General features: G+C 63.6%; 11 protein-coding genes. 6 read left to right on the forward strand and 5 right to left on the reverse strand.

The window, feature by feature from the left end; translation table 11 throughout:
• Positions 1-49 precede the first annotated feature (49 nt).
• From LC343_RS01665 to LC343_RS01675, 3 genes are read left to right on the forward strand one after another with little or no spacing between them, the layout of a single operon-like run.
• The gene (locus LC343_RS01665) at positions 50-1,273 is read left to right on the forward strand and encodes an ROK family transcriptional regulator (RefSeq protein ID WP_223475349.1); all 1,224 of its coding nucleotides are present in this window, start codon (positions 50-52) and stop codon (positions 1,271-1,273) included.
• Entirely contained in the window at positions 1,254-2,690 is a 1,437-nt protein-coding gene (locus LC343_RS01670) for a di-heme oxidoredictase family protein (RefSeq protein WP_223475350.1), read from the forward strand. The genes LC343_RS01665 and LC343_RS01670 overlap by 20 nt, the downstream gene beginning before the upstream one ends.
• Positions 2,687-4,342: an FG-GAP repeat domain-containing protein gene (locus LC343_RS01675; RefSeq protein WP_223475351.1), complete on the forward strand. Its 1,656-nt coding sequence runs from the start codon at positions 2,687-2,689 to the stop codon at positions 4,340-4,342. Before LC343_RS01670 ends, LC343_RS01675 begins: the two co-directional genes overlap by 4 nt.
• Positions 4,343-4,362: 20 nt before the next feature.
• On the opposite strand, the gene LC343_RS01680 is transcribed toward LC343_RS01675, so the two are convergent.
• The 4 genes from LC343_RS01680 to hmgA form a co-directional block, all read right to left on the reverse strand.
• On the reverse strand, positions 4,363-5,523 hold the full coding sequence (locus tag LC343_RS01680) for a WD40/YVTN/BNR-like repeat-containing protein (protein WP_223475352.1): 1,161 nt from the start codon (positions 5,521-5,523) through the stop codon (positions 4,363-4,365).
• A 134-nt stretch (positions 5,524-5,657) separates the two neighbouring features.
• Positions 5,658-6,680 (reverse strand): LLM class flavin-dependent oxidoreductase, encoded by a 1,023-nt coding sequence (locus LC343_RS01685; protein WP_223475353.1) that lies wholly within the window; start codon positions 6,678-6,680, stop codon positions 5,658-5,660.
• A 114-nt stretch (positions 6,681-6,794) separates the two neighbouring features.
• Complete coding sequence (locus LC343_RS01690; RefSeq protein ID WP_223475354.1) at positions 6,795-8,009, reverse strand: hypothetical protein; 1,215 nt, start codon at positions 8,007-8,009, stop codon at positions 6,795-6,797.
• A gap of 190 nt (positions 8,010-8,199) precedes the next feature.
• Complete coding sequence (hmgA, locus tag LC343_RS01695) at positions 8,200-9,555, reverse strand: homogentisate 1,2-dioxygenase (RefSeq protein ID WP_223475355.1); 1,356 nt, start codon at positions 9,553-9,555, stop codon at positions 8,200-8,202.
• Between the two features lie 232 nt (positions 9,556-9,787).
• Here hmgA and minC point away from each other — a divergent pair, with 232 nt between their 5' ends.
• From minC to minE, 3 genes are read left to right on the forward strand one after another with little or no spacing between them, the layout of a single operon-like run.
• Entirely contained in the window at positions 9,788-10,519 is a 732-nt protein-coding gene (minC, locus tag LC343_RS01700; RefSeq protein WP_223475356.1) for a septum site-determining protein MinC, read from the forward strand.
• A 33-nt stretch (positions 10,520-10,552) separates the two neighbouring features.
• Positions 10,553-11,368: a septum site-determining protein MinD gene (minD, locus tag LC343_RS01705; protein WP_223475357.1), complete on the forward strand. Its 816-nt coding sequence runs from the start codon at positions 10,553-10,555 to the stop codon at positions 11,366-11,368.
• The gene (gene minE, locus LC343_RS01710; RefSeq protein ID WP_223475358.1) at positions 11,365-11,628 is read left to right on the forward strand and encodes a cell division topological specificity factor MinE; all 264 of its coding nucleotides are present in this window, start codon (positions 11,365-11,367) and stop codon (positions 11,626-11,628) included. Before minD ends, minE begins: the two co-directional genes overlap by 4 nt.
• A 6-nt stretch (positions 11,629-11,634) precedes the next feature.
• On the opposite strand, the gene LC343_RS01715 is transcribed toward minE, so the two are convergent.
• Positions 11,635-14,286, reverse strand: a complete 2,652-nt coding sequence (locus tag LC343_RS01715; RefSeq protein WP_223475359.1) for a bifunctional diguanylate cyclase/phosphodiesterase — start codon at positions 14,284-14,286, stop codon at positions 11,635-11,637.
• Between the last annotated feature and the right edge of the window lie 79 nt (positions 14,287-14,365).

The following is a 14,365-nucleotide window of genomic DNA, read 5'->3' on the forward strand; positions in this document are numbered from 1 at the left end:
CAATAATTTTTTGCATTGCAACCGGGCATGGGAGGAGGAAGCCGGTACGATGACCACGGTTCTCCGTTCCGACGACATGCGCAGGCGCAACCGTAATCTGATCATGGAAATCGTGCGTCGCAAGGGTGCGATCAGCCGCAGTGCGATAGCCCAGACCGCCGCCCTGAGCCCGGCCACCGTATCAACGATCTCCAACGATCTGATCGCCGAGGGCGTCCTCGTCGCGCAAGGCAACGGGTCGGCCGCCAGCAGCGGGCGCGGCCGTCCGAGCGTGCACCTGTCGATCAACCCGGAATTTCGCCATGCCGTGTTGATCATCCTGAAGATCGGCGCGCTCAACGTCTCGATCATCGACTACGCCGGCGCTGTCGTCGCCCACCAGGACTTCCATATCGACATGGCCAATATCCGGGCGGAGGAATTCCGCCGCACGCTGATCGCCGAGGTTCGCCAGACCTGGGACACATCCGGCCTCGACGAAGCCCAGCTCGCGCGTATTTCCGTCGCCATCCAGGGCACGACCGACACTGCCGGCGTCCACATGCTCCGCTCGCCCATGACGCCCTTGACCGACGTGCCGATCGGCCCTTGGCTGGAAGAGGCCTTTGGCGCGCCCGTTCGCCTTGCCAATGACTGCGACCTGATCGCCCGCGCGCTCAACTGGCGCGATCCGGAACGCTATTCGGACAATTTCGCCGCGATCCTGCTGGCGCACGGCGTCGGCATGGGCCTTTTCCTGCGCGGCCAGATCATCAACGGTACCAAATCGTCGGGTACGGAATTCGGCCATATGCTCCACCGCCCGGACGGAGCGCTGTGCCGTTGCGGGTCGCGCGGTTGCATCGAGGCGAATGCCGGCGATTATGCGATCCTGCGCCGATATCGGGGCGACCCGGCGGACAGCGCCCCCGCGAGCCGTGTCTCCGCTAGGGAAATCGCCGCAATCGCCGAAGCCGGCCGCGCCGGCAACGAGCGCGCGCTGGACGCACTGGCTGCAGCAGGGCGCGCGCTGGGATCGGGCCTTGCCGGCATTTACGCCCTGGTCGATCCGTTCCGCATCGCCTTCGTCGGACACGGCGCCGCAGCCTTCAGCCTTATGGAACCCGCACTGCGTCAAACACTGGAGAACTCCAATGCAAGAGCTGCCAGGGATGTCCCCATCGACCTATTTCCCGACGAGATGCCGCTGGTTCGCGAGGGCTGCTGCATCGACGCGCTGTCGGATATCGATGCGCGCCAGGCCGCCAAGGTCAATGACTTTGCCCGGGCTTGAGGCCAGACGCCGGCTCGCTGCGATCCTCGCGGCGCTCGCCTGCGGCGTAGCCGCGCCCGCCATGGCCGACGACGTGCCTTGGGCCGAGCGCGCCATCACCGAACATGTGGACCAGTCGGCACTGAAAGGAACGCTCGACCGCGAAACGCTTCTCGACCTGATCGACAAGGGCGAGAAACTGTTCACCGCAAAGTTCACCGAACTCGACGGCGCGGGACGCAAGATGGCGACCCAGGCGATCATCCCGACCAAGCGCAAGAGAGCGCCCGATGCCGCGTTCCAGCGCATCGCCGGCATGGACGCGAATGCGTGTTCGAGTTGCCACAGCCAACCCGTCATCGGCGGTGCGGGCGACTTCACGGTCAACGTCTTCGTCAATGAGGGCTTTACCAACGCCGATTTCGACACGGTCGATCCGCAGTTCTCCAACGAGCGCAACACCAATCACCTTATGGGCGCCGGGCTCGTTGAGCTGGTGGCGCGCGAGATGTCTGACGACCTTCAGGCGATCCGGCGCGACGCACTGAAGAAAGCCCTCGAAGCCGGTGAGCCAGTGACGGCCGCGCTTGTCAGCAAGGGCGTCTCATTCGGCAAGATCACAGCAGAACCGGACGGCATCCTGGACATATCCGGGATCGACGGTGTCGATACCGACCTCGTGATCCGCCCCTTCTCGCAGAAGGGCGTGATGACATCCCTGCGCCAGTTCGCCGTCAATGCAATGAACCAGCACCACGGCATGCAGGCCGAGGAGCGGTTCGGCGCGCGCTGGACCGGCGAGGACGATTTCGACGAGGACGGCCATGCCGGCGAACTGACCGACGGAGACATCTCGGCGCTGGTTGCCTGGCAGGCGACCCTGCCGCCGCCGATCCGCGTGACACCGCAGAACGAGGCGTGGCGGAACGCCGCCGATGCGGGGTCAGCAACCTTCGACGCCATCGGCTGCAACAGTTGCCATATCCGCGCCCTGCCCCTGTCGAGCCTCGAATTCGCCGATCCCGGACCGCTCGACGCGGCAGGCACGCTGCGCGACGGCGAGATCGAGGGCGCTGTCTACGACCTCGCGCTGACCGAATGGGCCGAGACGCTGGAGCGCGACGCCGACGGCAACTATCTCGTGCCGCTATTCGGCGACCTGAAGCGCCACGTCATGACCGACCGGCAGGTCGCCGCGCTCGGCAATGAATTGCTGGCGCAGCGCTTCGTCGAGCGCAACCAGTTCCAGACCGCCGAATTGTGGGGCATCGGCTCGACCGCGCCCTATGGCCATCGCGGCGACTTCACGACGCTGGACGGCGTGATCCGCGCGCATGGTGGCGCGGCGCGGCCCGCCCGCGACGCCTATCTTGACCTCGCCGATACGGAACGCAGCGCACTCGTCGCCTTCCTCAAGACACTGGAGATCCCGCAATGACCCGCACGCTTCTCCTGTCCACCCTTCTGGCTGCCCTGTTCGCGACGCCGCTGGCCGCACAGGACGCGCCTCCCACCCTTTCCATGGACATTCCGGTCATGGTCGAGGAGGCGGCGGCCGCCGGCATCGACCACAGCTATACCGGGCCGTGGGAGTATTTCGTCGGCGGTGGCGCGGCGGCCTTCGACTGCAATGGCGACCGCCTTCCCGACCTTGCCGTGGCGGGCGGCACCTCGAAAGCCAGCCTCTATGTCAATCGCAGCGCGATCCGCGGCGAGCTCGCCTTCGAGGAAAAGAAGGACGCCCTGCCCGACGACACGCGCGACAAGGTGACCGGCCTCTATACGCTCGACATCGACAATGACGGCCATCGCGATCTCGTCATGCTGCGCGTTGGCGAGAACATCATTTTGAAGGGCGGCCCCGACTGCAGTTTCACGGAAGCCAACCGCGCATTCGCCTTCGACGGCGGACGCGCATGGTCGACGGCGTTTGCCGCGACCTTCGAGCCGCATCTGCCCTTCCCGACGCTCGCTTTCGGCAATTATGTTGATCGCTCCGCGCCGGGCTCTCCCTGGGGCACCTGCCACGACAACGTGCTGCTGCGCCCGCAAGGCGCGGGCGGCGAACGGCCGGACTATTCGGAGCCGAACGTACTGACGCCGGGCTACTGCGCCCTCTCGATGATCTTCACCGACTGGAACCGCTCCGGCGAACCGGCGCTGCGCGTCACCAATGACCGGCAATATTACCGCGAAGGCCAGGAACAGCTCTGGCGCGTTTCGCCGGACCGCCCGCCGCGCCCCTATCGGCGTGCTGACGGCTGGCGGCGCGTGCAGATATGGGGCATGGGCATCGCCGAAGCGGATCTGAACGCCGACGGCTATCCAGAATACGCGCTGACTTCGATGGGCGACACCAAGCTGCAGACCCTGGATGACGAGGCCGAGGCGGACCGCCCGGTTTACCGCGACATCGCCTTTGACGAGGGTGCGACCGCGCACCGGCCCTATACGGGCGACGATCTGAAACCCTCGACCGGCTGGCATGCCGAATTCGACGATTTCAACAATGACGGGCGGCTCGACCTGTTCATCGCCAAGGGCAATGTGCAGCAGATGCCGGACTTCGCGGCCTTCGATCCGGACAATCTTCTGCTCGGCAATGCCGGCGGCGGGTTCTCGGAAGCCGGCGACAAGGCGGGCATCGCCCTGCCCCGGCGCGGACGCGGCGCAGCTGTGGCCGATTTCAACCTGGACGGCATGCTGGACCTCGCCGTAGTCAATCGCGAGGCGCCGATGAGCCTGTTCCGCAATGCCGGCGCGCGCACCGCAGACGGCAGCGCGCGGCAGACCGGCAACTGGCTGCAGATCGAATTGCGTCAGGACGGCATCAACCGTGACGCCATCGGCGCGACGGTCACGGTCAAGTCGGGCAACGAAACCCGCACCCGCAAGGTGCATGTCGGCGGCGGCCACGCCTCCGGCTCGGCAGGCTTCATCCATGTCGGCACCGGCGTTGCAGAGCGCGCGCAGATCCGCGTGCAATGGCCCGACGGCGAATGGAGCGCACCGTTCCGGGTCTTCGCCAACAATTTCGTTGTCATCGAACGCGGCGCGGCGCAGGCGCAATACTGGTATCCGCCGGAATAGGCACGGTAGACGTTCAGCCGTCAGCCCCGGTCCAGCACCTCGACGGCAAGAATAGTCGGCATGTGGCGGGCGATTTCCTGCCATGTCTCGCCTTCGTCGGCGGTGGCGAAGACCGATCCCGAATTGGTGCCGAAATAGACACCGGCGGGATCGCGGCGGTCGCCGCCCATCGCCTGGCGCAGAACCGTGAAATAGCAGGCTTCCTGCGGCAGGCCCTTGCGCATGTCCTGCCATGTCTGGCCGCCGTCGCGCGAACGCCAGACCGCCGCCGCCGCATCCGGCGGGAAGCGGCCCTCCATGTCGCCATTGAGCGGCAGCGTGAAGATGGTTTCGGGATCGCGCGGATGGACGCGGATCGGGAAGCCGAAGGTCGACGGCAAGCCCGCCGTGATGTCGTCCCAGCTTCGCCCGCCATCGGTGGACCGCCAGACGCCATGATGGTTCTGCTGATAGAGCAGGTCGCCGTCGCCTGGCGCGCGCATCATGTTATGAACGCAGTGCCCGATATCGCCGTCGCGCGGCGCGGCGGGATGATCGTGATGGGCGCATGACTCGGCATTGGACAGCCGATTGCGGCGCTCCCACGACGTGCCGCCATCCTCGGTAGCGAAGACGCCGGCCGCCGAGATGCCGATCCACATCTTGGCCGGATCGGACGGATCGGAGACGATTGTGTGCAGCACCAGCCCGGCCGCGCCGGGGCTCCAGGAGTCGGCCGTGGGGTGATTGGCCAGCCCTTCCAGATGGTCCCAGGTTCTGCCGCCATCCTTGGAGGCAAGCAGGCGAGCCGGCTTCGTGCCCGCATAGAGCGTGCCATGCGCGTAATGCAGCGACCAGATCTGCGAGAACTTGTCCTCGAAGGGTGGCGGCGTGTCGGTCCAACCGATCATCGCCGCGAATTCCGGATCGTTGGCGGCCCACTCGTCCATGGTGCCCTTGGTGAGCTTTGTCAGCTCCCAGGTCTCGCCGCCATCCTCGGAGCGCCAGACACCCGCGCCGTGCCAATCCCCACCGCCCCCGGCCCATAGCGTGCCGGTCTCCGGGTCGCCGATGACATGGTTGATCGGCCAACCGCCGCAATGCGGCCCCGTGACCGACCAACCGGAGCGATCCGCGCCGCCCGAAACAAGAAATGCACCCTTCGTGGTTCCGACCAGAACCGTAACCGTGCCATCCGCCATGCACCTGACCCTCCGCGACGGAAGGAGCGTATCGCAAGATAGATTGATGTCAACGTAATTTCAGTCTCCGATCTCTGTGTCACGCGCAACGCGCCTATATCCGCCCGACGCCGGACAAATCACCCGGCGCTATGTCAGCGCCAACCGAGCGCCGGGGCGACATGGGTCAGGATCGCCTCGATGACATGGGCGTTGTAGTCGACGCCGAGCATGTTCGGCACGGTGAGGAGCAGCGTATCCGCCTCGGCGATTGCCTCGTCGCCCTTCAACTGCTCGATGAGCCGGTCCGGCTCGTCGGCATAGCTGCGGCCGAAGATTGCCCGCATGTCCTGATCGATGTAGCCGATCTGGTCGCTGTCCTTGCCGCCCCTGCCGAAATACATGCGGTCCATATCGTTCATAAGAGCGAAGATAGACCGGCTGACGGAAACGCGCGGCGTGCGGGCATGCCCCGCTTCCTGCCATGCGGCACGATAGGCGCGAATCTGCTTTGCCTGCTGAACGTGGAAAGGTTCTCCCGTCTCGTCGACCTTGAGCGTGGAGCTTTGCAAATGCATGCCGAGTTTCGCCGCCCACACGGCGGTCGCGTCGGAGGCGGCGCCCCACCAGATGCGCTCCCGCAACCCTTCCGAATGGGGCTCCAGCCTCAGCAGGCCGGGCGGATTGGGGAACATCGGGTTCGGATTGGGCTGGGCGAAACCCTTTCCGCTCAGATGCTCGAGAAAGATCTCGGCATGGCGGCGGGCCAACTCGGCGTGGGTCTCCCCCTCGCCCGGCTCGTATCCGAAATAACGCCATCCATCGATCACCTGTTCGGGCGAACCGCGGCTGATGCCGAGTTGCAGCCGACCGCCGGCGATCAGATCGGCCGCACCGGCATCCTCGACCATGTAGAGCGGGTTTTCGTAGCGCATGTCGATCACGCCGGTGCCGATCTCGATCTTCGAGGTCCGCGCGCCGACGGCGGCGAGAAGTGGAAAGGGCGAGCCGAGCTGGCGCGCGAAATGGTGGACGCGGAAATAGGCCCCGTCGAGACCCAGTTCCTCGGCGGCGACCGCCAGGTCGATCGATTGCAGCAGGGCGTCGGATGCGGTGCGCACCGGCGCGCCACTGTCGGGCGACCAGTGGCCGAAGGAAAGAAAGCCGATCGATTTCATGATTGCGTAACTCCAGCAAACGGGCGCGCCGACAAGGCGCGTTGTTGCTCGTTACCTAGGTAGCCGCCTCGGCGACACGCAAGGGAGACAGATCGTTCAGCAAAAGAACGGCCTTCAACCGCCCGCCGGAATGCCGAGCAGGGCGACCGCGAAGGCGACCGCCGCCAGTGTTCCGAACAGGGCGACCCTGCCCTGCTCGCCTCGTCTGCGCGCCACGAACACCGCGACCATGCATTGCATCGCGTAGAACAGCGCGAAGGCGCGCGACGCCAGCGCGACGATTGAAACCACGTCGGTGGCCCAGATCACCAGCAACGAGACAGCGCCGATCAGGACATAGGCATGGCGCGCATTGACGTATTTGTGCGTCGTTTCCGAAATCAGACCGCTTCCGCCGATGGAATCAGCGACCGCCGCGCTGAACTGGCTGGCGATCGCCCCGCCCGCGACCACGAAGGGCAGCCAGGGCGAGACATTTCCGACGACCTCGATAAAGGCCGCCACGTCGGTGCTCGACGTGAACAGCGGATAGAGCGGCACGGCCAGGATGAAGAACGCCAGATAGACCAGCGACGAGGAAATCTGCGCGCGCCGCATCGCGGAGATCCTTGTATCGGCATCATAGAGATCGCCCATGAACCGCGTCGTCTCGAAGCCCTGCACGATGATCAGCAGCCCCATCAGGAAGCGCAGCGTGTCCCAGTCGAATGTGTGTTTTTCCTGGAGCGCCGCCGTCCAGCTGTAGTCGGACGGCAGGGCCAGCCCGAAGATGAGGAGCGAAACCAGCAGCGCGGTGATTGCGGCCAGATTGGCGCTGACGGTGAAGGTCTCGGCCTTTTCGACGCCATGCAGCCCGCGCACCGCGCCGACGAGGCAGATTGCGGAGACGATGACGGTGGCGACGACCTTGCCCAGATTCGGATCAGTATATCCGAGCAACTTCATGCCGAAGGCCGCCAGCAGCACGAGATAGTAGGACACGGAGATGAAATAGGCGCCGATCAGGACGATCTGCGATACCGTCTCGACGGACTTGATGACGTGGCCGGGCTTCGCGCCATCGAGAAGCGGTTCGGCGTAGCGGATATTGTAGCGGATCGCGCCGCCGATCAGGTAGGCGAGCCCGGTCAGGCCCAGCACCGCGGCAATCGCCCAGACGCCAATCGCGCTGGCCATCAGCGGCACGGACACAAGGAATCCGCTGCCGATGATCGACGCCAGCGGCGTCACCGTCGCCGCCCAGCCGGTATTGCCGCGAACGCGCGGAGTGATGAGAATGACGAAAACCGCGACCAGCGTGCAGCCCATCGCGATGTCGAGAAAGTTCATCGTGTCACTCCCGGCGCCGGACTTCCCTGGTGTCGAATCGTAGAGTTTGGATTAACGGACGGACAAGGCGATGGACACCATTGCACGCCCGCACAAAAAAGGTGGACGCGAAAACGCCCACCCTCGAAACTCTCGCCAAGTCAAAAGGTTGCGCCCGCCGGATGATTCGATGCCGCAACCGCGTTCAGGATCACTTCTTGCCCGGCGTGCCGTCGAACTTCTTTTCAAGCGAGTCCCAGCAGTCGATATAGTCGTCCTGCAGGGGCGCTTCCTTTGCCGCGAATTCTGTCAGGTGCTGCGGAAAACGCGTCTCGAACATGAAGCTCATCGTGTTGTCGAGCTTTTCCGGCTTCAGGTCGGAATTCGACGCTTTCTCGAAGGCATCGCGGTCCGGCCCGTGCGGCAGCATCATGTTGTGCAGACTGATGCCGCCCGGCACGAAGCCCTGCGGCTTGGCGTCGTATTGGCCGTAAATGTTGCCCATCAGTTCCGACATGATGTTCTTGTGGTACCAGGGCGGACGGAACGTGTCCTCCATCACCATCCAGCGCTCGCGGAACAGCACGAAATCGATATTGGCCGTGCCCGGCACGCCGGACGGCGCGGTCAGCACCGTGAAGATCGACGGATCCGGGTGATCGAACAGGATCGAGCCGATCGGGCAGTAATTGCGCATGTCGTATTTCACCGGCGCGTAATTGCCGTGCCAGGCAACCACGTCGAGCGGCGAATGACCAATCTTCGTGACGTGGAACTGGCCGCACCACTTGATGGTCAGCGTGGACGGAACTTCGCGATCCTCATAGGCGGCTACCGGCGTCTTGAAGTCGCGGCGGTTGGCCATGCAGTTCGCGCCGATCGGGCCCCTGCCCGGCAGTTCAAACTTCTGGCCGTAATTCTCGCAGACGAAACCGCGCGCCGGCCCGTCGACCAGCTCGACACGATAAACCAGTCCGCGCGGGATGATCGCGATCTCCTTCGGCTCCAGCTCGATGACGCCGAGCTCGGTGCAAAAGCGCAGGCGCCCTTCCTGCGGTACGACCAGGAGTTCGGAATCGGCCGAGTAGAAATACTCGTCCACCATCGATTCGGTGACGAGATAGATGTGGCTCGCCATACCGACCTGGGTATTGACGTCGCCGGCCGTGGTCATCGTGCGCATGCCAGTCAGCCAGTTGAACGACTCGTCGCCATGGGGAACGGGGTCCCAGCGATACTGGCCAAGCGAGATCACGTCCGGATCGACGTTTGGCGCCGATTTCCAGTAGGACAGGTCGATCTTCTCGTAACGGCCGGAATGCTTCACCGAGGGGCGGATGCGGTAACACCATGTCCGCTCGTTCTGGTGGCTCGGCGCAGTGAAGGCCGTGCCCGACAGTTGTTCGCCGTAAAGCCCGTAATTGCACTTCTGCGGCGAATTCATGCCTTGCGGCAGCGCGCCGGGCAGTGCTTCGGTCTCGAAATCATTGCCGAATCCCGGCATGTATTGCAGGTCGTTGGCGCCGGCCTTCTGACCGGTTGCAGTTTCGGGTGCCTTGTCGAGCATGAGTATCCTCCTCGCCGGGTTTTCGAATTGGCGTAAAGGTAATGGTTGCATTTGTAACCATCAACGATGCCACACGACCGATTCCGCGCAGCCGAAATCAGCGTTCACGACAATCATATAGGCGAAATTTTGCGGTCTGCAGCCATCCTACAACCCTCCCGCAAGCCTCGCGCGATAACCTTTCGTTAACCATCCTTAACGTAGTCATTCTGGAAACGGAAAATTAACCAAGATGACCGAAGTGTTGACCGCTCCGCAGCCGATACGCCTCAAGGGCCGCTCTTTCCTGGCGCTGGTTCTCAGCCCGGAAATGCCCTTCGGAGACTGGCTGATGCGGCTCGACGATCTCGCGGAACGGTCAGCCGGTTTCTTCCTTCAGCGCCCCATTGTCCTCGATCTCGACGGACTGGACGTGGACCGCGAGCAATTGCGCGATCTTCTTGAACGGCTGGACGAGCGAAACGTGCGAATCATGGGGATCGAAGGCGCGCGGCCTTCCATCCTGGGACCCGACACGCCGCCGGCCATGTCGGGCGGACGTCCGGCCTCCGATATCGAGGCGCCGGAAACCGACAAACGCGCGGCGGCCACGACGAACGCGAAGCCCGCGGCGCCGGAATGGAAGCCCGGACGCTCGGTCCCCTCCATCATCGTGTCGGAACCCGTGCGTTCCGGGCAGTCTTTGATGTTCGAAGGCGACATCACAGTGGTCGGGTCGGTCTCGTCGGGCGCGGAAATCGTCGCCGGCGGTTCGATCCATATCTACGGAACGCTGCGCGGACGCGCGGCGGCCGGCTCGATGGGCGACACCTCGGCGCGCATCTTCTGTTCGAAGCTCGAGGCGGAACTCGTCGCGATCGCCGGCCTCTACAAGACATCCGAGGACATGCAGCCCGAGCTGCGCGGAAAATCCGTGCAGTTCTGGCTCAAGGACGATGCGTTACTGGCGGAAAAACTAGGCTGAACCGGCACCTGGCCGGGAAAAAGGGAGACAGGAATGGGAAAGGCGATAGTCGTGACGTCCGGCAAGGGCGGAGTCGGCAAGACAACGACAACGGCGGCACTCGGTGCGGCGCTGGCGCAGCGTGGCGAGAAGGTCGTGGTGGTGGATTTCGATGTCGGCCTGCGCAATCTCGACCTCGTCATGGGTGCGGAACGGCGCGTCGTCTACGACCTGATCAACGTCATCCATGGAGAGGCCAAGCTGCAACAGGCCTTGATCCGCGACAAGCGGCTAGAGACGCTCTACCTGCTGCCCGCCTCGCAGACCCGCGACAAGGACAAGCTGACGCCCGAAGGCGTCGAACAGGTGATTTCCGCACTGAAGAAGAATTTCGACTGGGTCATCTGCGACAGCCCGGCCGGCATCGAACGCGGCCCGACCATGGCGATGCGCCATGCCGATATCGCGATCATCGTCACCAATCCAGAAGTCTCCTCGGTGCGCGATTCGGACCGTATCATCGGCCTGCTCGACGCCAAGACGGTCAAGGCGGAACGCGGCGAGCGCGTGGAAAAGCACCTGCTCGTGACGCGTTACGACCCGGCGCGCGCCGAAGCCGGCGACATGCTGCAGGTCGACGACGTTCTCGAGATCCTGTCGATCCCGCTTCTCGGCATCATCCCCGAAAGCACCGACGTGCTGCGCGCGTCCAATCTCGGCACGCCGGTCACGCTGGCCGACAAGCAGAGCGAGACGGCACAGGCCTATTTCGAAGCTGCGCGACGGCTCACGGGCGAGATCATTCCGGTCACCATCCCGAGCGACCGGCGGAGCTTCTTCGGCAAATTCTTCGGAAGGAAAGCCGCATGAATATCCTCAGGCTCTTTCGCAAGCCGAAATCGGCTTCGACTGCGCGCGACCGATTGCAGGTGCTGCTCGCCCACGAACGGGCTTCGGTGGGCGGCAACGATCTCGTGGGCCTGCTCAGGGACGAAATCCTCGCCGTCATTTCCAAACACGTGCAGGTCGACAGCAACAAGGTCTATGTGAAGATGGAGCGCGGGGCACAGGTCTCGACGCTCGAGGTCGATGTGCAAATCCCATTCGACACTGGCGTCAAGGCGGCCTGAGGCCGCCTACGCCACCTTCCGCCAGCGCTCCTCGCGCACGAATTTCATCAATTCCTCGGACGGCATCGGCATTGCGAAGGCATAGCCCTGCAAGGCGTCGCAGCCCAGATCACGCAATATCCTGGCGTGTTCCACGCTCTCCACGCCCTCGGCTATGACCTTCACGCCGAGCGACTGGCCGATATCGATGATCGAGGCGACGAGACGGCGCTGGCTATCGGAGTCGACGATCGGCGTGATCAGCCGGCGATCGATCTTCAGCCGCGACGGACGCAGGTGAATCAGGCTGATGATCGACGCGTAGCCGGTGCCGAAATCGTCCAGTTCGATGTCGATGCCAAGACCCTTCAGCCGTTCGATATTGTCCGCGATCGTGTCGTTGCCCTCATCGAGGAAGATCGATTCCAGCAATTCGAACGATAGCGTGTTCGGTTCGATCGCGAGCCCGTCGAGCCGCGTAATCAGATCGACGTCCTGCAACTGGCCCGCCGACACGTTGACGGACATTTTCGGGATCGAGATACCGGCCGCTTCCCAGCGTTTCGACTGCCAAAGCGTCTGTTCCAGGATCGTGCGGTCGATCAGCGGCACGACATTGAGCTCGTCGGCAATCTTGAGGAACACTTCCGGCGCCAACACGCCCTCACGGGGATGCTCCCAGCGCGCAAGCGCCTCGACGCCCACGATTTCAAGGCTTTTTGCGTCGAACTGCGGCTGGAACCAGGGCAGGAATTCCTGCCGTTCGAGACCGTTCAGAATATCGTCGGCGACGCTCTTGTTGCGCACGATCTCGGCCTTCAGCGCGGCGGAGAAGAACTCGAAGCGGTTGCGGCCGTTGCTCTTGGCCCGGTAAAGCGCGATGTCCGCGTCGATCAGCAGCCGCCGACCGTAATCGCTCGCGCTGTCATCGGCCATTGCGACACCGATACTCACGCCGAAACGGCATTCGTGTCCCTCATAGGGAACCGGCTGGCGCATTTGTTCGATGATGCGGCCGGCAAGCACCGATAGATGTGCCTCGTCAGTCGGCGTCGTCGTCGCGATGACGAACTCGTCGCCGCCGATCCGCGCGACGAAGTCTTCGGACCGCGTGTTTGCCCGCAGGACCCTGGCGGCATGGACCAGCATGGCGTCTCCCGCCGCATGGCCCAGCGTGTCGTTGATCTGTTTGAAGCGGTCCAGATCGATATGCAGCAGCGCCGTGGCCTTCGGCCCGGCGCGCCCGTTGAGAAGCCGCTCGTCGAGGAAACGCCGGTTCGGCAGACCGGTCAGGCTGTCATGCAGCGAATTGCGCTCCATTTGCGCACGCGCATCTTCCAGTTCGCGGTTACGTATCTCGGCATTCTGCTTGGCGATCAGAAGGCGGGTCTTGAGTTCGAAATCCGCCGAGACGTCCCAGTTGACGCCAACGATGTAGCGCTGTCCGCCAATATCATTGTGCACGGCTCCAATGGCCCTGATCCAGCGTGTCATGCCATTGGCCAGAAGCACACGGAACTCTGACGCATACCGACCGCCCGCTTCGATCGCCTCCCTGAACTCCTCTTCCGCCTGTTCGCGATCTTCGGGGTGAAGGGCTTTCGACCAGTAGTCGTATTCGTTCGCATCGACTTCCGGGGGAACGCCGTAGAGTTCCTTCATCCGATCGTCCCATTTCATCTCGCGCGTATCAAGATTGAGTTCCCAGATGCCGATCCGCGACGTATCCAGAGCGAGTTTAAGGCGGCGCGAGAGCTTTTGAAGCTGGTCCTGACGCCGACCCAGTTCGCGAATGTGCGAACGCCTCTGGTCATAGAGATGCCCGGCGATGGAGATCGGGAGTACAACAAGCAGGCCAGCGATCACAGTGAAGAGACGAAGCTGCCAGACACCATCCGGCACATCCGACCAGCCGCCTTTCGGCACCGCGGCGAGCCGCCAGCGGCCGCTCGGCAACGAGACCTCGGACAAGACCGGATCGTTCTCGAAAATCGCTTCGTCCCCGAAGAAGACGGTGCCATCCGTCGCAGCCGCATCCCTGCCTGAAATGGCGATCTCGATCGAAAGATCGGGGTCGAGCAGTCCGCTGTCAGCATAGAGGCGGTCCACATCAACAACTGCAGAGACGAGGCCCCAAAGCATTGAATTGCCCTCGACGTCCTCGGTAAAGACCGGGAACCTGCCGATGAAGCCGCGCCCGCCCTGCAGGAGATTTACCGGACCGGCAAGGATCATCTCGCCGGAGTCGACGGCGCGGAGGGCCGCCTCGCGCTGCAACTCGTTGTTCCTGTAATCCAGACCGATCGCCTTTTCGTTCCCTTCGATCGGATGCATCAGGCTGATGACCAGATCGGGCGCCGCCGCGATGTTTCGGAGTTGAGAGTGCGAGCCTATCAGGCTGTCCGCGATGCGACTGAATCGCCGTTGGTCGATGTCGGGCTGCGTCGCGATGACCGCGACGAGGCCGCGCACGAGCTGGATATTGCTGTTGATGTTGCCCTCGAGCCTGGCACGGACGAGACCCAGTTGCTCATTGACGTCGGCGCGGAGCCGCTGATGGTGGACGATGCGGTTCTGATATTCCGCGAACATCCCGGTCGCTATCGTAACGAAGAGCGCGATCCCGCCGGCGACGATGCTGGGCCGCCAAAAAAGCTGGCCATTGCTGGATCGGTTCATCAAATTCAACGGCATCAAGTCCCGCGATCATCGGTCTCGGCGCGCATTCACCGGGACCCGAATTCAAGATTCAGGCCAG

The sequence above is a fragment of the Oricola indica genome (assembly GCF_019966595.1).
Classification (GTDB): Bacteria; Pseudomonadota; Alphaproteobacteria; order Rhizobiales; family Rhizobiaceae; genus Oricola; species Oricola indica.